We start from the raw sequence: 20,123 nt of genomic DNA, 5'->3' as shown, positions 1-20,123 counted from the left end.
CTTTTCGCCAGATTAACGCACCTGACGGCTGTTGTGCTCGCGCAGCGCGTTGCGCCCCAACACGATGCCGGCGCCAATAAGGCCGCCCAGCAGCACCGAAAGCACCAGCACCAGCGCGCGTTTTGGACTGTCGCGACGCAGCGGCTCGGTCGGCTTCATTACGTAGCGGTACGCGTGAAGCGAGGATTCATCGATTTTCAGCTTGGAGATATCCAGCAGGTTCTGTTTGGTCTGGTAATACGCATCAGAGAAAACCAGCGGGCGCGTCGCTTCGTTTTTGATCATTGAAGAGAGCGCTTCGCTGCCTAACAGAAACAGCGTGTCCTGCGTTACTTCCTGCGCCTGCGGCATTTGGGGAGACGTCACGTTCGATTCCTGGGCGAACTTAAGCGCTTCGGCAATCTGCTTGATGCGCAGATCTTTCTGCTCCTGCGCCACTTTCTCCTGCGTTGAGAGCGATTCCTGCAACTCTTTAGCGCGCGCCGTTACGTTATCAGTAAGGTCTTTATTTAGCTCTTTCGCGATCTGCTCATCCACCTGCTGAATGTATTCCGCCAGTTTTTTCTGCGCGGCCTGAGGCGTTTGCGCCTGATAGGTGACTTTCAGCGGCAGCGGCTGCCCTTTCACTGCCATATCGATGGTCAGCTGTTCCGGCTCTTGCTGGTTTTGCAGCGTCTCCGTCAGCGCGGAAAACGCGGAGCTGAAGCGCCCGACCACGCGCTGCTGTACGTCAGTGACGTTCGGCGCGGCGTTGCCATAAAGGATATTCATCGCGTTGTTGTAACTGGCGATCTGGCCGGCGTCCGGCATCGTTACGATGGCCGTCGACGTCCATTTTTCTTTGGCGACGAAAAGATAAAGTACCGCCAGAACAATCATTACGATGACCGTCGCAATGATGGTGAGACGTCCCCGCCAGAGCTGCATCAGCAGGTCGATAAGGTCAATCTGTTCCGGGTTCCCATTGCTGTGGTGAATAGCGCCACCCTGAAATTCTTTGCTCATAGAGTCCTTGTTTGTCATCTAATTATTATGAGAAAGCCACACCAGCCATGAGTGTAGATGCAAGGCGTTATGATTGCATAACGAAGCGTGAATGTGGCTTGGGAAAATACTGAAAAACAAAGCGCTTACTGGCTTCCCTCGCGGTTCGCGGCGGTCGTCAGGCATAAAAAAAGCCCGGCGCAACCACCGGGCTTGTCTTATTAAAAGGAAACGTTATTCCATCCACTCGGTATGGAAGACGCCTTCTTTGTCGGTGCGCTTGTAGGTGTGCGCGCCGAAGTAGTCACGCTGCGCCTGGATAAGGTTCGCCGGCAGCACCGCGGAACGGTAGCTGTCGTAGTACGCGATGGCAGCGGAGAAGGTCGGGGTCGGGATGCCATTCTGCACAGCATAAGCGACGACATCACGCAGCGCCTGCTGGTAATCGTCCGCCGCTTTTTTAAAGTACGGCGCCAGCAGCAGGTTCGCGATGGATGGATTTTCTGCATAAGCGTCGGTGATTTTCTGCAGGAACTGGGCGCGAATAATGCAGCCTGCGCGGAAAATCTTCGCGATTTCGCCGTAGTTCAGGTTCCAGTTGTGCTCTTCAGACGCGGCACGCAGTTGGGAGAAGCCCTGCGCGTAAGAAACGATTTTACCGAGATACAGCGCGCGGCGGACTTTCTCAATGAACTCGCCTTTATCGCCTGCGAACGGTTTCGCCTGCGGGCCGCTCAGCACTTTAGAGGCGGCAACACGCTGCTCTTTCAGGGAGGAGATATAGCGCGCGAATACGGATTCAGTGATGAGGGACAGCGGTTCGCCGAGATCCAAGGAGCTCTGGCTGGTCCATTTGCCGGTGCCTTTGTTGGCCGCTTCGTCAAGAATGACATCAACCAGGTAGTTACCGTCTTCATCTTTTTTGGTGAAGATATCTTTGGTGATATCGATCAGGTAGCTGCTGAGCTCGCCTTCGTTCCACTCAGAGAAGGTTTTTGCCAGCTCTTCGTTGGAGAGGTTCAGGCCGTGCTTCAGCAGCGAGTAGGCTTCTGCAATCAGCTGCATATCGCCGTATTCAATACCGTTGTGCACCATTTTGACATAGTGACCGGCGCCATCCGGACCGATGTAAGTCACGCACGGCTCGCCTTCGGCAACGGCTGCGATCTCTTTGAGGATCGGCGCAACCAGCTCATAAGCTTCTTTCTGGCCGCCAGGCATGATGGAAGGGCCTTTCAGGGCACCCTCTTCGCCACCGGAAACGCCGGTGCCGATGAAGTTGAAACCTTCTTCGGAGAGTTCGCGGTTACGGCGAATGGTGTCCTGGAAGAAGGTATTGCCACCATCAATAATGATGTCGCCTTTTTCCAGATACGGCTTCAGGGAGTCGATGGCTGCATCCGTACCCGCCCCGGCTTTTACCATCAGCAGGATGCGGCGCGGGGTTTCCAGCGACTCGACAAATTCCTGAACGGTATAGTAAGGCACCAGTTTCTTGCCGGGATTTTCGGCAATCACTTCTTCGGTTTTTTCACGGGAGCGGTTGAATACGGAGACGGTGTAACCACGGCTTTCAATGTTGAGCGCCAGGTTGCGCCCCATGACTGCCATACCGACGACGCCGATCTGTTGCTTGGACATTACATACTCCTGTCAGGTTTGGTATTCGCAAGAATGTGCGTTGCATATTTATATTTTAACTTAATTTTAAAATATATAAATAAAAATTTATGTACAGATAATAGGCTGATAACATTAAAGATGAACCAGTTACCTACAGTCAGCTATCGTAAAACCTACTTGCATAAAGGATAAATAAAAACCAATAAAAGCCAGTAAATATTACGAAGAAAGGAAATTTAAATGGCTTTGGTTCAGAAATCAAACTGTGTGTGACGAGCAAGACTAATAAAGGCCCACCAAATTGCAATAACCTGTATGAAAAAAGGAAAACTCCACAGAACATCAGAAGCACACACACAATTAATATAAACGAAACACATTTATATAATCCTGCGATAAAGTTATTATTTTGGCAACTATCTACTGATAACAACAAGAGAAATATAGAATAAACAACAGAGGACATAAAAACAGAACGTGCAAAATAAACGTACAACTCTCTGCCACGGTTTTGTGTGATCATATCATCCTCAACCGAATATAAGTAATATTCTAATTTTGAAGTGATATGTAAAATAAAATCATCCTGCCAATTGATTTGAGAAAGTATAATTAAAGATAACGCTACAAAAAAAACAAGATATCCAATATGCCGTCTTTGCAATGACATATTGAAGACAAAAGCAAATGGAATGAAAATGATAGCGCTAGTATGTAAGGCAACGGCAAACATACCAGCCAGTACAAAGCGCAAGTAATTCTTTTTGAATAGAAACCATAACGCTAGCAAAACAAAACAACTGGCAGCAAATGCTCTAATTCCATTTATTAAATACTGATACAAAATCAATAAGAATATGAAATAAAATAATGCAGATACTTTTGAACCAAGCCTGTTACTTTTAAAGTAAACCCAAATAACTGCCAGCGATGGCAAGAGGAGACTTAAAAAGAAAAATAAATAATGCGTTTGGATGCCAGCACTTTTTAATATGCTTATGAAAATACCCCATGCGGGCTCAATTCTAAATCCATTTACATTGAGCATGCTATCCCAACTAAACGCTGGAGACATTGAGGTATAAATATCGATATATTCTGCAGTATCATCACCAATTGTTCTAAAAGATATGATAATGCATGCTAAACAAAAAAGTAAAAAAGATAATCTGTTGCTTTTATTATTAAAAGACGAAAGTAGTCCGAAAATCAGGATAAACACCAGAATCGAAAATAGATCAAATATTCTTATCACATTGAATGCCTTCTAATATATCGATGTAATAATTATCAGCTTTATATTTTTCAAGAGTAGTAACTTGTAATTCCTCATAAGGACTGGCCAGGAATTCATCAGGAATATTCATCTGATCATCTAACACAAGAATATTGTTAGAATTATATATATCAGTGTCTTTTACATTTGGGTTATTAGTAATCAACTTACGCTTATAAAAAGCCGATTCAAGAACTCTTAATGTCATGCCGCTCTGGCCAGGCCTAACAATATCAACAAGATACCGAGACCTCAAAACCTGTTCAATGTTTTCCTTGTAGCTGAGTGAACGCTTCGAGAGTGAGAATTTTTTTTCTGAGTTATCAATGATAGTAAAATTAACAGCAACTCCTTTTTTGAGAAGTTGATGAGAAAGCCTTTCAAGTATCTCTTTACGCCCTTTGTTTAACCCTAAAAAATAAGCAGCAACGTCCGGGTTAACATCATCAACATCATAAACTGGTAAATACTGACCTTTGTAGCAAATATCATAATACTGTGCGTCAGCGGGATCGAACGTATATAACTCAAAGCCAGATCTTTTCAGCAAATTAATGTTATTTTCATAAGTGCGATCAATTATGTTCCTAAAAACCACAATCTTTCTTTGATTCTGCAAAGCAAGAGCAAATCTGATGTAATACAATATGTCATCACTGAATATAGCGATAGAACTTTTATCTAATTTAGATAGTAATACTAAGCTTATAATTCTCTCAGAAACTTTTTTAGGTAACAGCATTTTAAATGCTTTAAACATTACACGGACGAATTTCGTCATTGAATCATTTCTGACGTTATAATATTTTTTTAACCCGTCAATAGTATGACAGTCATAGTCACTATACCAACCCCAGAAAGATACTTTCTTCATTATAATTTCTCAAAATCCGGTTGTAACGTCACTAACTCAGGATAACTGAATTTTTTTATGCTTGAATTACAAGTAATATAATTTATGATTTCATCAGAAGATAAGGCATTAGGTAATGATGAAAATTCTTTTTTAAGGTTATCTGACTTCAAAATTAAATAAGGAAATCCTGCCATGTAGAAGTCAACGAAAACGCCACTTTCTGAAATAATAGCAAGGCGAGCATCTTTTGTACCCTCTGATAAAGCACCTACAAATTCAACCCCCTCAAAATCTTGATAAGCATTTGTATCGTCCGGATGTTTTTTAATATATACCCTCATACCAGTATCATTAATTATACGTTTAGCCAGCGTCAATAAAGCAAAATTAGTTTGACTATTATGCCTTCCATTTAAAAGGATAAATACGGCATTCCCACCATGATAGCGTAATTTAGTTTCTTTAAAATACCCGAAAGGTATGAGCCTTGAAGACGAAATACCACAATTAATCAAGTTAGCTACTGAGGATGGGCCCCAGCAAAGCATATAGTCCGAAATAAAATTCTCATAAACTTCCTGGTTTATAGTCCCAGGGGAGTACGTATAATATCCATGTTGCAAAGTATATGTCCTGCAACGATTTATTTTCAACGTCTGGGATATAAGATTATCTTCAGGATGAGCATCACAAAACGTTACTATAGATTTATCAAACAAATTTAAACTGACTAGCTGGCCATAAAGAGTATTTAATTGAGACAGCTGAAGAAGTTCTTTTATGTTTTTATTGCGACTAGTTTGAGCAATTATAAATGTTATTTTCTTGAAAAACCCGAAGATATCAAAAGCGTATTTAATTGTATAAACTTGTGCGGGTCGTTTTTCTATACATTGCCCAATAAAATTAAGCATATATTCTTTATAGTCAGTTCTCCTTTTCAACTCAGTCGTATCAAAAATCACGATATTGTTATTACCTTTCCCTTCACTACTCAATTGATACGTAAAAAACAAACAGTGGATCAATCGACTTAACTTCACTGCAATATATTTACGACATTTAAGAATTGAGTTTACATCCAGACTGAACACATCGTTTTGCATAATTTATTCACGATATAAAGGAGAAAATAAAGCCATTAAAATGAAAACTCAACACATCAATACAGCTTCTCATAAGCAGCGGTAATTATTTGCCAGGTATAATTCTCTTTCGCATATTTTTTCATATAGGATGCATTGTCATCAAGTTTTTTACAATCGTTCTTTCTAATTAACTCATTTAAGTGTGTGGCATTCTTAAAATAAAAGGCTTTATTGTTAGTGCTGTACCTGTTAAATTCACAGTCAAAAGCGAAGATAGGGATACCAAAATGCATCATTTCAACTAACGAGGGATTTGTACCGCCAGCTGAATGACCATGAATATATTTATCGCAGCCGTCTCGTAAAATGTATAATTGATCAATATCGTAAATTGGATTGATCAGCTCTATATTGTCGTATTTACTGTAATTTTTTTTGAGAGATCGCCCATAGGCGCTGGCATCCCAATTCCCTACAAACTTAAGCTTTTCATTAATGGAAGAGAATGCGTTTAAAATTAGCTCAACATTATTCTCTGGTTCAATACGACATAGACCTAACGCATAACTTTGCTTTAAATTGGCATCTTTTCGAGAAGCTCTAATAGCATGATCACCACCATAGGCGATTGTATAGGATTGCTTATTGTACTCGTCTTTAACATAATTAGTAATTGCTTCATTATCAGTAACAATCGCATGTGAATATTTTACTGCAAATGACTCTGACAACTTAAGAAATTTTTGGACCCCTCTCCCCCACTTTTCTCGCTTCCATTCAAGACCATCAATATTAGTAACTATTTTTGATTTACTTATTAATCTAAAAAAAGGAAGAAAAATACAGCCAGAGACACCTAATATTAAAATAGTATCAACTTTAAGAAATAAACACTTCCATAAAGAAAAAATATCGTACAGTATGCTCTGCACGCCATTTGCTTTTAATGGAACATAAATTAACTCAGCACCATTGTGCGTTTTTAATTTTTCAGGATAATGTTTACTTGAGCAAAATATGTAATACTTACAATCTTCGCTTTTGTACTTAGTCAAATTCTCAACAAGTGATTCAAATCCTCCATAACAAGCAGGAATACCCACAGTTCCAACTATAGCAACACGTTTCACACTATGACTCCAATAACTTACAACCATCAGTGTCAACGCAGAGATGCCACTATGGTATTAATTTATCTGTTAAATTACGTATATATATTGCTTATTAAATAGCTCTTGGTGTTTTTAATATAAACAATAGATCTTATCTCAAACGCTCAATATTATAACCGAATATTTTCCCAAATCGTTTAAGACAAAAATAGATAAATTGCTCGGGGTATTTCATAATGTTTAATATTTTTATTTTTTCAGAAGGCGTTAAAACCTTCAAATAAAAAATCCGTCTTTTCCAATACGGGTTAAGCTGAGGCATTACGCTAATATTTTTATACAATCTACGAAAATCTTTCTCAAGCAAAGGATGTCTTTTGGCAATATTTGAAACACCACCAAGCCTGTATTTGATAGCAACGATATTAACATAATTAATACCCACACCATTAAGGAGTGCTTTCACCAGAAATGGATAGTCTTCCAAAAGTACATATTCTTCATCAAAAAAACCAAGCCTCATCAGAAGACTTTTACGATAATATGTACAGGCACCAGATATGAAGCTTCCATGCTTTAATATATACTTTAATAATTCAACATTATTAGTGAAAAGTTTTATTTGAGCTTCAGTCGGTAACGATGCAAATGCGGCTCGGTTTCCTTCTTCATAAGGCATGCGCCTGGCTGTGACAATCTCAGCGTTTGAATTAACGAACTCTGCCATTATATTATTGATAACATCATTGGCATAAAATTCATCATCAGCTGAAAGTGGTATTATAAAATCACCATAAGACTGTTTGATTGCATTATTAAAAGACTTTACAGTACCTAAGTTTCTTTTATTGATGATAATTCTGGTTTTAATATTTAAGTTATTTCTTACGAGCTCCTCTACATACTCAAGATTAAAATTCTCAGTACCATCATCCACAATTAAATATTCAATGTCGATGTGTTCATCAATACTCTGTTTTGCTAACGACTTGATTGCGGTATGTATCTTATCCCAATTGTTATAGGTTAAAGTTACAACTGTTACTTTGTACTTTTCCATCGACATAGCCTTGGCGAAATTTGATTAATTCTGTTTTTTCATTTTCAAAGAAATCATGCAATCATTTTTCTTAAGTTCATTCTAATGAAAAAAGCATATAAAGTATAATTAAGTAAATAGGCAATATTTGCGCCTTGTAGCGATAAATATTTGACGCAGATGAACGTAAGTATCATTAGAAGCAAACCGGAGACGATCTCGGTGGAGATGAACCATTTAGTCGCACCACGTGCAATCATTGGATATGCAAGAATCCATCCTACTATTTTTATAACATCACCGCATAACTGAAAGCCAAAGAGATCTCTTGCTACTAAAAAATCCTTGGTAAATAAAAGGGTAATGGCAAAATCCCTAAAGAGATAAATAACTACTGCAATAACAAAAATAACAGGCACTACCACCTTTAGTGTGGCATTAGCCTCAGTGATAATTTCATCAGCTGTATTTAATTTTGATAGCCTCGGCAGATAATATGTACCCAAAGCAATAGTAATTACACTTAAGTAAACCTCGGATATTTTCCATACAACTTGCCAATACCCCACAGCTTCCCAGCTCAGCTCGTTTGCAGTTATATTCCTCACTCCAATAAGAGAAAGCGGCATCATCACAGCAGAAGCGATCGTCATTAGCAAATAACCAGAGATTTTCGCTTTATGTTTATCTCCTATCTTCCCCCACCATAACCGGAATTTTAACCAAGGTTGACGCAAAGAACTGACAAGCATGACTATGCCAATTGCGCTACCCTGAAGCGCTGCAGCTAATAGCGCACCTACCAGGTTGTAATAGATTACTAAAGTAATCATTAACGTTGATGAAATTATTACCGATACTGCGCCCAGTAATATAAATCGTTTATAATTTTGCGTTCCATTTATAACAGAGTTGATTAATGATGATGCTGCAGAGAAGGGAAGAAAAAGCAAGCAAAGTTGAATAACCCACCCAAATTTCTCAGTTTGAAAAACCCATTTAGAAATATAATGTGATAATGGTAAACCCACTACCATAATCGCAGCGATTAAGATCAAAATCCATCTCATGGATGCGCGCCACCAGGGGGCACAGTTTGAGTAACTGGTATGACTATACTGAGCGGTATACTTTACAACTGCATTGCCAGCTGGAGCGTTAACAATACCATTTAAAATCAATATCAGACTTTGAAATTGGCCGAGCATGGCCAGGCCAGCCGACCCAGCATAAATAGCTACGAACTTGACAATTATAAAACCAGACATCATACGAAATAAAGTTAAAGCAGCAGTCATGCCAGTAATTGATAGCAGACGTTTCATCTATCAAACTCATTGATCAAACTAATTATTTGATAGATTTCTTCTTTATCTAACGTAGGATCTATTGGCAAAGACAGAACTTCCCTATGCAGGTTCTCAGTGATTGGTAAATGAAGATTGTTATACTCTTTATAAGCATGCTGTTTATGCGGTGGGATCGGATAATGAATCATAGTTTGTACTCCTGCACCGGCAAGATACTCCTGTAATTCATTACGTTTCTGACTTTTTATCACAAACAGATGCCAGACATGTTCTTCCGATGTATTAACTAATGGTAGGGTAATTTTTTTGTTATTGATGCCAGCCAGATACATTGACGCAATTTCACGTCGTAACCTAATTTCTTCATCCAGAAATTTTAGCTTAACGCTTAACATAGCCGCCTGAATCTCATCAAGGCGACTATTAACACCCTTATAAATATTCTGATATTTTTTATGTGACCCATAATTACCCAATGCTCGTAATGCACTGGCAAGCTCATCATTATTAGTTGTGACAGCGCCAGCATCACCCAATGCTCCGAGGTTTTTTCCTGGATAAAAACTGAACCCAGAAGCGTCACCCCATGCCCCAGCACGTTTCCCACCAATGCTGGCACCATGTGCTTGTGCTGAATCTTCAAGTACCAGCAAGCCATGCTGGTGAGCAATCGCCATAATCTCTTCCATAGGCGAAAGGTAACCATACAAGTGTACAGGCATAATGATACGGGTTTTGTCTGTCAATGCTCCGTTTATGCCCACTGCATCAAGATTGAACGTCTGTGAATTAGGCTCGACAAAAACTGGGCAAAGTTTATTTTCGGTTATAGCAAGAATTGTAGCGATATAAGTATTAGCAGGCACGATGACTTCATCGCCCTCTTTAACCAAGCCTAATTCTTTCCATGCGCGGATAGTAAGTACCAATGCATCTAAACCATTGGCCATGCCAATGCAGTGTTTAACGCCACAATATTCAGCGAACTTTTTCTCAAATTGCTCTAACTCATTGCCACCGATGTACCAACCGGAATCAATCACGCGTTCACATGCTAGTTTTAATTCTTTTTCGTAGCGAGCATTAATTGATTTCAAATTAAGGAAATTAATCATTTTTATTTACCATCCCCATCAATTTGGCCGGGTTACCGTAGACAATCGCGTAATCAGGAACATTTTTTGTAACTACCGCACCAGCACCAACCATACTTTTTTTACCTATAATTAATCCAGGAAGAATAGTTGCATTAGCGCCTATCGATGCTCCCTCTTTGATATAGGTAGAAAGAAATTCTTTATCATGCACTTTTGAGCGCGGATGTTTATCGTTAGTGAAGGTGACATTTGGGCCGATAAATACATCATTTTCAATAAAAATGTTATCCCAAATGTAAACACCACATTTTACCGTAACACGATCTCCAATAATCACATTATTTTCAATCAACGTGTGCGCGCAAATATTACAATCCCGTCCAATTTTAGCTCCTTTCAATATAACAGAAAATTGCCAGACTTTTGTATCTTCACCAATCTGTACAGACTGAACGTCACTTAGTGGATGAATTTTTGGCATTAGTAGTATTCTCTAAAAATACATCATAGTCACGGATATAATCAGCCTCATCATACAGACTGTCTGCCAGTACCATCAGTACACAATCGTCCGAGAAATCATACATTTCTCGCCAAACACACGAGTCAATAAGTAATCCTTGTGCTGGATTATCCAGCAACAATTCTACACGTTCAGAACCGTCATCTAATACAAAACGGCAAGAACCCCTTACTGCGATAGCGACCTGTTTTAATTTTTTATGTGCATGAAAACCACGACGCACTCCTTCTTTAGTATTAAACATGTAATACACACGCTTAATTTCAAATGGAATGTTATGTTTTTCTTCAAGCGCTATTAGAGAGCCACGCTCGTCGCCGTGCGCCTGCAACGGAATAATTTTTATATCCATTGTTATCCCTCAAATAAGTCTGCATTTGCAAATGAAGGCGCCACGGCATCTTTTTCAGAAATGATATCTGCTTTAGCTGGCCATTCAATGGCAATCTGTTCATCATCCCAGCGAATCGCACGTTCACTTTCTTTTGAATAAAAGTTGTTCGTTTTATAAAGGATTTCTGTGCCATTTTCTAGCGCAATAAAGCCATGCGCGAATCCTTCCGGAATCCATATCTGGCGTTTATTTTCCGCTGATAACTCGGCACCAACCCACTTACCAAAGGTTGGTGAATTACGGCGAATATCTATCGCCACATCATAAATTGCACCATGTAGGCAACGTACCAGTTTAGCCTGAGCATATGGCGCAAGTTGATAATGTAGTCCCCGCAAGACACCTTTAGCTGATTTAGAATGATTATCCTGTACAAATTCAATTTTACGACCTACCGCTTCTTCAAAAGTACGCTGATTGAAGCTTTCAAAGAAAAAGCCACGGGCGTCACCAAATACTTTTGGTTCTAAAATCAAAACATCCGGTATTTCTGTCTGGATAACATTCATTACTTAATAACCTTTAATCATCTTGAGCAAATATTGACCATAGGCATTTTTTGCAAGCGGCTGCGCCAGCCTTTTTACCTGCTCAGCATCAATAAAGCTCTTACGGAAGGCAATTTCTTCCGGACATGAAACCTTGAGGCCTTGACGTTCTTCAATGGTGGCAATGAAATTACTGGCTTCGATTAAACTTTGGTGTGTGCCGGTATCAAGCCAGGCATAACCACGTCCCATCATCGCGACATTAAGGCGGCCCTGTTCAAGGTAAAGCCGGTTAATATCGGTAATTTCCAACTCGCCACGTGCTGATGGTTTCAAGCTTTTAGCCATTTCAACAACGTCATTGTCATAGAAATAAAGTCCAGTAACAGCATAATTGCTTTTTGGTTCTGCAGGCTTTTCTTCCAGGCTAATGGCTTTGCCAGTTTTATCAAACTCAACAACGCCGTAGCGCTCAGGATCATTGACATGGTAAGCAAAGACAGTCGCGCCGTTATCTTTACTAACCGCTGATTCCAGTTGTTTTGGTAAATCATGACCATAGAAAATGTTATCGCCCAGAACAAGCGCGCATTTATCATTACCAATAAACTCTTCGCCAATAATAAAAGCCTGCGCCAGGCCATCCGGGCTCGGCTGTACTTTATACTGGAGATTCAGCCCCCACTGGCTGCCATCACCAAGGAGTTGCTCAAAGCGCGGCGTATCTTGTGGCGTACTGATAATGAGGATATCCCGTATCCCGGCAAGCATGAGCGTAGAAAGCGGATAATAGATCATCGGCTTATCATAGATTGGTAATAATTGCTTGCTCACCGCCATGGTGACCGGATAGAGACGAGTCCCGGAGCCCCCAGCCAGTATAATTCCTTTACGCGTTGTCATTCTCTTTATTCTCTCAATGAAAATGCCCGGCGACGGGCATTTCTGTCATTAATTTACGCTGGTAAACCACTCTTCCAGCATCCGTTTAACACCGACATCCCATTGCGGAAGCACCAGCCCAAATTGTTGCTGGAATTTTGTGGTGTTTAAACGTGAATTCTGTGGCCTGCGAGCAGGCGTTGGATAGGCGCTTGTTGCTACAGGATGCAAATCAGTAAGCTTCAGCGTTATCCCTGCCTTACGAGCTTCATCAAATACCAGCGCCGCAAAATCATACCAGGTCGTAACACCTGAGGCGACGAGGTGGTATAAACCCGCAACGTCAGGTTTCGCGAGTGCCACGCGAATGGCATGCGCCGTGCAGTCAGCGAGTAATTCAGCGCCGGTTGGTGCGCCGAACTGATCGTTAATAACGGAGAGTGATTCCCGTTCTTTAGCAAGCCGTAGCATGGTTTTGGCGAAGTTATTTCCTTTACCGGCGTAGACCCAGCTGGTTCTGAAAATAAGGTGATTCTGACAAAAATTTTGTACAGCCTGTTCGCCCGCCAGTTTTGTTTCACCATAGACATTCAGCGGCGCTGTAGCATCATTTTCACACCAGGGGGTTTCACCTGTCCCGGGGAAAACATAATCTGTTGAGTAATGAATAAGCCAGGCGTTAATTTTCTCCGCTTCTTTTGCAATAGCTTCAACACTCGTTGCATTTAACAGCTGTGCAAAATCACGCTCCGATTCTGCTTTATCGACGGCGGTATGCGCAGCAGCATTGACAATCACATCCGGCCTGATACGCCTTACCGTCTCCGCGACTCCTTCAGGATTACTAAAATCGCCGCAATAATCTTCAGAATTAAAATCCAGCGCAATAAGATTTCCCAGCGGAGCCAGGGCTCGCTGTAATTCCCAGCCAACCTGGCCGTTTTTACCAAACAGGAGAATATTCATTATCAGCGAGTCCCGTAATTCTGTTCGATCCAGCTCTTATAAGCGCCGCTCTTCACATTCTCGACCCACTGAGAATTATCCAGATACCATTGCACCGTTTTACGGATACCGGATTCAAAGGTTTCCTGCGGCTGCCAGCCTAGTTCGCGGCTGATTTTATCTGCGTCAATGGCGTAACGACGGTCGTGACCCGGTCTGTCGGCAACGTAAGTGATTTGTTCGCGGTAAGGCGTTGCTTTAGGCTTAATCTCATCCAGCAGATCACAAATGGTTAATACGACATCAAGGTTCTTTTTCTCGTTATGTCCGCCGATATTATAAGTCTGGCCAACCTGCCCTTGAGTCACGACGGTATAGAGCGCACGTGCATGATCTTCAACATATAACCAGTCGCGAATTTGATCGCCTTTGCCGTATACCGGCAGTGGCTTACCCTCCAGTGCATTGAGGATCACAAGCGGGATCAGCTTTTCAGGAAAATGATATGGCCCATAGTTATTTGAGCAATTGGTCACAATGGTAGGCAAACCATAAGTGCGCAACCAGGCGCGCACCAGATGGTCGCTTGAGGCTTTTGATGCAGAATAAGGACTGCTCGGCGCGTAAGGGGTGTCTTCTGTGAAGAGAGGGAGCGGTTCGCCGGCTTGCCATTCATCAGGGTGTGGGAGGTCGCCATAGACCTCATCAGTAGAGATATGGTGAAAGCGAAAAGCGGCTTTGCGGTCATCATTTAATGATGACCAATACGCACGCGCCGCTTCAAGCAACGTATACGTACCAACAATATTCGTTTCGATAAAGTCAGCCGGGCCGCTGATAGAGCGGTCGACGTGGCTTTCTGCTGCCAGGTGCATCACCGCATCGGGCTGATGTTCTTTAAATATGCGATCGAGCGCAGCGCGATCACAAATATCGGCCTGTTCAAAGGTATAGCGTTCGTTATTTGCAACAGAAGAAACAGATTCCGGATTGCCTGCGTAGGTAAGCTTATCAACATTGACGACCCAATCCTGGGTATTATCAATAATATGTCGTACTACAGCAGAGCCAATAAATCCGGCACCGCCGGTGACTAATATCTTCACAGTGAGTTATCTCTTATATGTGGATATTTTGAAAAGGGACTTGTATTAACGCTCAGCGTTTTAAGCATTAATAAAACTGCCTTAACATTACGATTTGAAGGGTCACTGCCTGGCGCCGCTCAGCGTGGCGAAACAATGCTACCGCCCCTGGCTCAACAGCTACCAGTGTACTGGGGGTAAAGCTATCCTTTCGCCAGGCACAAGGCACTCTTTAACAGCAGAGCCGCCACAAACGTCCTCTGTTAATGCCTGTCAGAGCGATTTTTTACATCAAAAAAACAAAACGGCAGTGAGTCCGTCGAGTATAAATGCTTATCAACCCGAATGCTCAACTGCCGTTTTATCAAAGGCTATCCTGCCTGTATAGCGTACCGCGCATAGCGACTGGCTTACGCCAGGATTTTCTTAATGCTCTCGCGGAACTTCTGCCCTTCTTTCAGGTTACGCAGGCCGTAGTTCACGAACGCCTTCATGTAACCCATTTTTTTACCGCAATCGTAGCTCTCACCGGTCATCAGCATCGCCTCAACAGGCTGCTTCTCGTTCAGACGAGCGATAGCATCGGTCAGCTGAATACGGCCCCAGGCGCCCGGCTCGGTTTTCGCAAGCTCATCCCACACATCGGCGGAAAGCACATAGCGGCCAACGGCCATCAGGTCAGAATTCAGCGTCTGCGGCTGATCCGGCTTCTCAATAAAGTCGACGATACGGCTGATTTTACCTTCGGTATCCAGCGCATCCTGGGTCGTGATAACAGAATACTCAGAGAGATCGCCCGCCATGCGCTTCGCCAGCACCTGGCTGCGGCCGTTTTCCTGGAAGCGCGCAATCATAGCGGCCAGGTTATAACGCAGCGGGTCAGCTGAAGCGGCGTCAATAATAACATCCGGCAGCACGACGACAAATGGATTGTCGCCAATAATCGGGCGCGCGCAAAGAATGGAGTGGCCGAGGCCCAGCGGCTGCGCCTGACGCACGTTCATGATGGTCACGCCCGGCGGGCAGATAGACTGCACTTCCGCCAGAAGCTGGCGCTTCACACGCTGTTCAAGCAGCGCTTCGAGTTCGTAAGAGGTGTCGAAGTGGTTCTCAACCGCGTTCTTGGAGGAGTGGGTAACCAGCACAATTTCCTTGATTCCCGCCGCCACGATTTCGTCGACAATGTACTGAATCATTGGCTTATCGACGATAGGTAGCATTTCCTTCGGAATAGCCTTAGTGGCTGGCAGCATATGCATGCCGAGCCCGGCTACCGGGATGACTGCTTTTAAATTATTCATTTTCTCTCCCACCTCAAAAGGTTGATGAATTATAGTCGTTTACCGGACATAAGCCAGTATGAATTTATCAATAGCGTAAGCGCCATTGCCCCGCGACTCTCAGGGAAAGTGGTTATACCTTCTATGAATTCATACCGTTAATCGCCAGGATAATTCGTAAAGTCTGAGCATTCATTTTGTGATGCGTGCCGGCAGCGCAAAATTCAGCTTTTCCGCATTCACGTGCTGATGATCCACGCGGTCAATATCGACGGAACTCTGCCCTTTTTCGTTGACCGCCTGAATATTCGCCAGCGAGAGCAGCGTGTCGTCTTTGGCCATAAAGCGGCCGCGCACGTCTTTACGCAGGTCAAAGTGCATCTTCAGCGCGGGGCCAACGGACGACTCCTGCATCACCTTCACATTGCGCACAAAGAGATGCTGCGGCTTGTTATGCAGCTCAAGTGTGGCGCGCTTCATATCGACGTTGGTAATGGCGACAAAAGACGTGGCGTTGCCAGAAGAGATCTGGATACCGCGCAGCTTATACGGCAGGTTGCGGTTATCCATATGGATGTCGTTAAGCTTAAAGTTCTGCGGAATCGACAGGTAGTTGCCCTTGATAACGCCGTAGCCAATCAGCATGCCCGCGCTGTTTACCATCTGAACGTTATCAATCAAGAAGTTATCGCAGCCATAAATCGCCACCGTGGCGTTATCAATGCCCGCGGTTTTACTGAAGTCCGGCGTGATATTTTTCGCCTTCACGTTGCGGATGACAAAATGTTTGCCGTTCTCCACATGCACCAGCTGGCGGCAGTTGCTGCCGGTGATATTCGCCACGACGAAATTCTTCACCGCCTGACTTTCCGGGTAGTCGTTATCGTAGGTGCTGCCCGCAAGGCCAATGCCGATGCCCCAGTTGATCTTGCCGTTGGTGCAGTTGATGTTATCAAGCACATGATCGGAGATAAGCAGCTCCGAATCATTGATAGCCACGTTCCATTCTATGGCGTCGCCCTGCAAACGCTCAAAGCGCCCGTTGGTGATGCGTACGTCGCGCAGTTCGTTATGAAAGCCCTGGCGCAAAATGCCGTAGTTGGCGTCGTGAATGTAAATATCATCAATCACCAGCCCCTGCATTTTCTGCGGTTTTTTGCCGCCGATGTAAATCTGCATCACCGGGCCGAAGCCGGTCATCTCGACGCCTTTAATCGCTACCTGCGAGCCGCGCACGTCGAGAATAATATTATGCAGCCGCCCTTTTTTCTCGCCGAGGATCTGACAGCCGTCCTGAAGAATAAACCGCCCTTTTCCATTGCCTTTGAGCGCGCCCAGGACTCGCAGAGTTTTACCGGCGGGCATAAAGACAGGGCTGTTGATGTTGTCGCAGGTAAGGTTTGCGGGCACTTCGACGGTCTGCGCCTCGTTGAACGCGAGCTTAAACGCCTGCGGCCAGTTATCGCGGTAGTAATCGGCGACATTCACCGTTTTGCCGCTCGTCACGGCACGGGCGGCGCGGCTGTGCAACAGCGGCAGTAGCGCCGTCGCGGCGCCGGCCTGCACGAAAGTCCGGCGGGTAAGGTGCCCGGACGACATCAATTTACGCATAAAACCTCGGGTTACAGGGTTTGCAGCAGGCCCGCGAGTTCGCGGTAGATGCGCTGCTGGTTAAACTCGGTTTCCACTTTTTCACGGGCGCGGCTCAGCATCGGACGCAGTGTCTGCTCGTCGATCGCGGCGAAGGCCTGCAGTTTTTCCGCCAGCGCCTGGGGGTCATTCTCCGGCACCAGCCAGCCCGATTTTTCGGCGTCGATAAGCTCCGGTATGCCGCTGTGCAGCGTGGAGACGACCGGAATTCCCACCGCCATCGCCTCCATCAGCGCCACAGGAATGCCTTCCATATCGCCATCCACGCCGGTTACGGAAGGCAGAAGGAACAGATCGGCCTCGTCGAGCATTGCTTTTACTTCATGGCTGGGTTTAAAACCAGGCATAAAGACGCAATCTTCCAGACCATACTGCTCAATCAGCGTATGCAGGCGGCGCTCCCACGGCCCGGTGCCCAGGATGTTGTAACGAAAGTCCACGCCGCGGCCTTTCAGCAGGCGGCAGGCTTCGATCGCCACATGCAGCCCTTTTTTCTCAGTCAGACGCGCCACCGAGATAATCTCAAGCGGCGTACCCGGCTGCTTGAGCGGGCGCAGCGAGAATTTCTCCATGTCCACGCCCATGCGCGAGACAGCGATTTTCTCCTGCGGGCAGCCCATCGCTTTAAGGCGCTCGGCCCACAGTTCGCTAATCGGCAGCATTAAATCACCACGGCGAAACAGCTGCTGATACTCCGGTGTATAGCGTGTCAGCACTTCACGGTGCGAGACATCGATACCGTGGAATACGGTGGCGATTTTGCCGTCCAGCACGCCGAGTTCGCGCAGTTTCGCGGCGGTAACACCCGCCGGGCCGAAGTGCGCGATAAAAACATCGGCTTTCAGCGTGCCCGGCACGCGCCCGCAAATGGCAGAGAGGATCAGGTTACGCGCCTCGTCGCCGTAGCGGCCCATATTCAGCGCCCGCCAGGTGCGGGCGTTAAACAGCCCGCGCGCAGTGTGCGTGGCGCGATATTTGAGCTTCGCGGCTTTGCCTTCCGGCTCTTCCAGCAGAAAACGGGTTTTCTGCGCCAGGTTGTACTCGGTATAGGCCGCATGGGTGTTCTTAAGATCGCCCTTTTGCAGCGAGACGATCTCCACCTCATACCCCATGTTGATAAAGCCGACTATCTGGTTCAGGACGAACGTTTCAGAGGCGACCGGGAATTTCAGCAGAAAAAAGCTGACTTTCATCGGGCCCCTCCCGCACGCATCAATACCGATTTCACCATCTGCTGGCCCTTCTCACGCTCGGCGGCGACGGCCGCCGCAAGGCGCTCGTTAATCGCTGGCAGCTGGCCTAAAGTGTCGCCCACCATCGCCTGCAGCGAGCCATCCAGCAAATGGCGGATCTCAATCGCCATCTCCGGCATGCCGAGCTGCTGCATGATGCCCGCGGACTTGTGCTCGTAGTTAATGGCGATGGCAGGTGTGCCGAAGTTCATTGAGATAATCGCCGAATGCAGACGGGTGCCCACGGTCAGCTCGCAGGCGCCCAGAATTTTGCCCATTTCGAGGTCGTTCAGTTCATCCATCACCACGTGGAAGCGCGACGGATCTTTCACCAGCTTGCTGAGATTCAGCGCCACCATGCGGTCATCTTTGTTATAGCTGTCGATGCCGGTACAGGTAGAGAGCGCCAGCACCTGGTAGCCTTCGTCGATGATGCGGTTGACCACATTCGCGAACGCCTGCTCGTAAGCCTGCTGGGTGGTGCCGAGACGTTTGTCGAATGGCGCGAGTTCACGCAGCGTAATCGCCACGGTTTTGTCGCGCGCCGCCACGTCCAGCCAGTGCTGTACGGCGTAGCTCGGGACGAAATCGTCGTTATGGTGCTCGACAAGCCAGGCGGTATCGACGCCGAGCTCCACTTTTGAGGTATCGATCTGGCCTTTTTTCATCAGATCCAGGCTCACGGTTTCGCGCAGGATCAGGGCGTCGCAGTGGCCAAACACATAGTTTGCGAGCTGATTAAACTGCGGCTCCTGGAACGGGCCGACACTATGACCAACCATAAACAGCGGCTTTTTCGCCATAAAGGCGCACAGCGCATGTTCGAACTGCGGAGTGCCGTAAAGATCGACGAAGAACGAGCCGCCGACCTGAATAATCGCGTCGTAGCCGCCAAGCAGGCCGACGAAATCAGTAAACCCCTGCGGCAGAGAAATATTGCGCAGCTTGCCGTTGCCGGTCACTTTGGCCAGCAGCACCTGGTGCTGATAGCGACGACGCAGCACTTTCTTCACGCGGCCCATCACGCCTGCCGCGTTATTAAATTGCTTCATCTGTTTGTAGAGCGGGTCAGGCATGACCTCTCTGTCCAGCAGCCAGGCGGAGCTCACCGGGTAGCGGCTCATGACGTCGACGTCTGCCGTCGGGTCCTGAAGCGCTATCGCATCAATCAATCCGCGCAGGATGGCGCTGTCGCCACGGTTTCCGCAGGTGTGGTTGCCAAGAATGAGTAACTTCATGTTGCCCTCTGAAATATACGC

General features: G+C 45.2%; 19 protein-coding genes. All 19 read right to left on the bottom strand.

All coding sequences use genetic code 11. From position 1 onward, the window contains the following. Positions 1–12: 12 nt before the first annotated feature. Complete coding sequence (gene wzzB / locus AFK63_RS05505; protein ID WP_038862013.1) at positions 13–1,005, bottom strand: LPS O-antigen chain length determinant protein WzzB; 993 nt, start codon at positions 1,003–1,005, stop codon at positions 13–15. A 213-nt stretch (positions 1,006–1,218) separates the two neighbouring features. After that, positions 1,219–2,625: an NADP-dependent phosphogluconate dehydrogenase gene (gene gndA, locus AFK63_RS05500; protein ID WP_038862012.1), complete on the bottom strand. Its 1,407-nt coding sequence runs from the start codon at positions 2,623–2,625 to the stop codon at positions 1,219–1,221. 139 nt (positions 2,626–2,764) lie between these two features. Further along, a complete protein-coding gene (locus AFK63_RS20210; RefSeq protein WP_071603655.1) occupies positions 2,765–3,862 on the bottom strand; it encodes an EpsG family protein in 1,098 nt (365 codons plus the stop codon). After that, positions 3,846–4,757 (bottom strand): hypothetical protein, encoded by a 912-nt coding sequence (locus tag AFK63_RS05495; protein WP_144420888.1) that lies wholly within the window; start codon positions 4,755–4,757, stop codon positions 3,846–3,848. The genes AFK63_RS20210 and AFK63_RS05495 overlap by 17 nt, the downstream gene beginning before the upstream one ends. Beyond that, positions 4,757–5,845, bottom strand: a complete 1,089-nt coding sequence (locus AFK63_RS21155; protein WP_144420887.1) for a hypothetical protein — start codon at positions 5,843–5,845, stop codon at positions 4,757–4,759. The genes AFK63_RS05495 and AFK63_RS21155 overlap by 1 nt, the downstream gene beginning before the upstream one ends. Before the next feature lie 56 nt (positions 5,846–5,901). Beyond that, positions 5,902–6,957 (bottom strand): DUF1972 domain-containing protein, encoded by a 1,056-nt coding sequence (locus AFK63_RS05490; RefSeq protein ID WP_174514619.1) that lies wholly within the window; start codon positions 6,955–6,957, stop codon positions 5,902–5,904. A gap of 133 nt (positions 6,958–7,090) precedes the next feature. Next, positions 7,091–7,999, bottom strand: a complete 909-nt coding sequence (locus AFK63_RS05485; RefSeq protein ID WP_050568129.1) for a glycosyltransferase — start codon at positions 7,997–7,999, stop codon at positions 7,091–7,093. Positions 8,000–8,052: 53 nt separating this feature from the next. Beyond that, entirely contained in the window at positions 8,053–9,303 is a 1,251-nt protein-coding gene (locus tag AFK63_RS05480; RefSeq protein ID WP_038862001.1) for an O-antigen translocase, read from the bottom strand. Continuing rightward, positions 9,300–10,403, bottom strand: coding sequence for a DegT/DnrJ/EryC1/StrS family aminotransferase (locus AFK63_RS05475; protein ID WP_038861999.1), 1,104 nt, complete (start codon positions 10,401–10,403; stop codon positions 9,300–9,302). Before AFK63_RS05475 ends, AFK63_RS05480 begins: the two co-directional genes overlap by 4 nt. Further along, positions 10,396–10,866 carry an acyltransferase gene (locus AFK63_RS05470; protein ID WP_038861997.1) on the bottom strand — a complete coding sequence of 157 codons (471 nt, stop codon included), beginning with the start codon at positions 10,864–10,866 and terminating at the stop codon, positions 10,396–10,398. The genes AFK63_RS05475 and AFK63_RS05470 overlap by 8 nt, the downstream gene beginning before the upstream one ends. Continuing rightward, entirely contained in the window at positions 10,841–11,260 is a 420-nt protein-coding gene (locus tag AFK63_RS05465) for a sugar 3,4-ketoisomerase (RefSeq protein ID WP_038861989.1), read from the bottom strand. Before AFK63_RS05465 ends, AFK63_RS05470 begins: the two co-directional genes overlap by 26 nt. Positions 11,261–11,262: 2 nt before the next feature. Continuing rightward, on the bottom strand, positions 11,263–11,811 hold the full coding sequence (rfbC, locus tag AFK63_RS05460; RefSeq protein ID WP_038861986.1) for a dTDP-4-dehydrorhamnose 3,5-epimerase: 549 nt from the start codon (positions 11,809–11,811) through the stop codon (positions 11,263–11,265). 3 nt (positions 11,812–11,814) lie between these two features. Further along, positions 11,815–12,693, bottom strand: coding sequence for a glucose-1-phosphate thymidylyltransferase RfbA (rfbA, locus tag AFK63_RS05455; RefSeq protein WP_038861983.1), 879 nt, complete (start codon positions 12,691–12,693; stop codon positions 11,815–11,817). 48 nt (positions 12,694–12,741) lie between these two features. Continuing rightward, positions 12,742–13,638 (bottom strand): dTDP-4-dehydrorhamnose reductase, encoded by an 897-nt coding sequence (gene rfbD, locus AFK63_RS05450; protein WP_038861979.1) that lies wholly within the window; start codon positions 13,636–13,638, stop codon positions 12,742–12,744. A 2-nt stretch (positions 13,639–13,640) separates the two neighbouring features. Next, positions 13,641–14,723 (bottom strand): dTDP-glucose 4,6-dehydratase, encoded by a 1,083-nt coding sequence (rfbB, locus tag AFK63_RS05445; protein ID WP_038861977.1) that lies wholly within the window; start codon positions 14,721–14,723, stop codon positions 13,641–13,643. A 389-nt stretch (positions 14,724–15,112) separates the two neighbouring features. Continuing rightward, complete coding sequence (gene galF, locus AFK63_RS05440) at positions 15,113–16,003, bottom strand: UTP--glucose-1-phosphate uridylyltransferase GalF (RefSeq protein WP_038861976.1); 891 nt, start codon at positions 16,001–16,003, stop codon at positions 15,113–15,115. Positions 16,004–16,174: 171 nt separating this feature from the next. Further along, entirely contained in the window at positions 16,175–17,593 is a 1,419-nt protein-coding gene (gene wcaM / locus AFK63_RS05435) for a colanic acid biosynthesis protein WcaM (protein ID WP_038861974.1), read from the bottom strand. Positions 17,594–17,604: 11 nt separating this feature from the next. Next, on the bottom strand, positions 17,605–18,825 hold the full coding sequence (gene wcaL / locus AFK63_RS05430; protein WP_038861972.1) for a colanic acid biosynthesis glycosyltransferase WcaL: 1,221 nt from the start codon (positions 18,823–18,825) through the stop codon (positions 17,605–17,607). After that, positions 18,822–20,102, bottom strand: coding sequence for a colanic acid biosynthesis pyruvyl transferase WcaK (gene wcaK / locus AFK63_RS05425; protein ID WP_038861970.1), 1,281 nt, complete (start codon positions 20,100–20,102; stop codon positions 18,822–18,824). Before wcaK ends, wcaL begins: the two co-directional genes overlap by 4 nt. Positions 20,103–20,123 lie beyond the last annotated feature (21 nt).

Origin of the sequence: Cronobacter muytjensii ATCC 51329, from assembly GCF_001277195.1 — a bacterium.
GTDB classification, from domain to species: Bacteria; Pseudomonadota; Gammaproteobacteria; order Enterobacterales; family Enterobacteriaceae; genus Cronobacter; species Cronobacter muytjensii.
This window is presented reverse-complemented; position numbering and strand designations above follow the sequence as displayed.

Excerpts from the sequence above, each read along its gene's own strand:
- AFK63_RS05470 (WP_038861997.1), bottom strand. The coding sequence starts at position 10,866 with ATGCCAAAAATTCATCCACTAAGTGACGTTCAGTCTGTACAGATTGGT.
- AFK63_RS05465 (WP_038861989.1), bottom strand. The coding sequence starts at position 11,260 with ATGGATATAAAAATTATTCCGTTGCAGGCGCACGGCGACGAGCGTGGC.
- AFK63_RS05480 (WP_038862001.1), bottom strand. The coding sequence starts at position 9,303 with ATGAAACGTCTGCTATCAATTACTGGCATGACTGCTGCTTTAACTTTA.
- AFK63_RS05475 (WP_038861999.1), bottom strand. The coding sequence starts at position 10,403 with ATGATTAATTTCCTTAATTTGAAATCAATTAATGCTCGCTACGAAAAA.
- rfbC (WP_038861986.1), bottom strand. The coding sequence starts at position 11,811 with ATGAATGTTATCCAGACAGAAATACCGGATGTTTTGATTTTAGAACCA.
- AFK63_RS05495 (WP_144420888.1), bottom strand. The coding sequence starts at position 4,757 with ATGAAGAAAGTATCTTTCTGGGGTTGGTATAGTGACTATGACTGTCAT.
- rfbA (WP_038861983.1), bottom strand. The coding sequence starts at position 12,693 with ATGACAACGCGTAAAGGAATTATACTGGCTGGGGGCTCCGGGACTCGT.
- AFK63_RS05485 (WP_050568129.1), bottom strand. The coding sequence starts at position 7,999 with ATGGAAAAGTACAAAGTAACAGTTGTAACTTTAACCTATAACAATTGG.
- gndA (WP_038862012.1), bottom strand. The coding sequence starts at position 2,625 with ATGTCCAAGCAACAGATCGGCGTCGTCGGTATGGCAGTCATGGGGCGC.
- AFK63_RS21155 (WP_144420887.1), bottom strand. The coding sequence starts at position 5,845 with ATGCAAAACGATGTGTTCAGTCTGGATGTAAACTCAATTCTTAAATGT.
- wcaK (WP_038861970.1), bottom strand. The coding sequence starts at position 20,102 with ATGAAGTTACTCATTCTTGGCAACCACACCTGCGGAAACCGTGGCGAC.
- wzzB (WP_038862013.1), bottom strand. The coding sequence starts at position 1,005 with ATGAGCAAAGAATTTCAGGGTGGCGCTATTCACCACAGCAATGGGAAC.
- galF (WP_038861976.1), bottom strand. The coding sequence starts at position 16,003 with ATGAATAATTTAAAAGCAGTCATCCCGGTAGCCGGGCTCGGCATGCAT.
- wcaL (WP_038861972.1), bottom strand. The coding sequence starts at position 18,825 with ATGAAAGTCAGCTTTTTTCTGCTGAAATTCCCGGTCGCCTCTGAAACG.
- wcaM (WP_038861974.1), bottom strand. The coding sequence starts at position 17,593 with ATGCGTAAATTGATGTCGTCCGGGCACCTTACCCGCCGGACTTTCGTG.
- rfbD (WP_038861979.1), bottom strand. The coding sequence starts at position 13,638 with ATGAATATTCTCCTGTTTGGTAAAAACGGCCAGGTTGGCTGGGAATTA.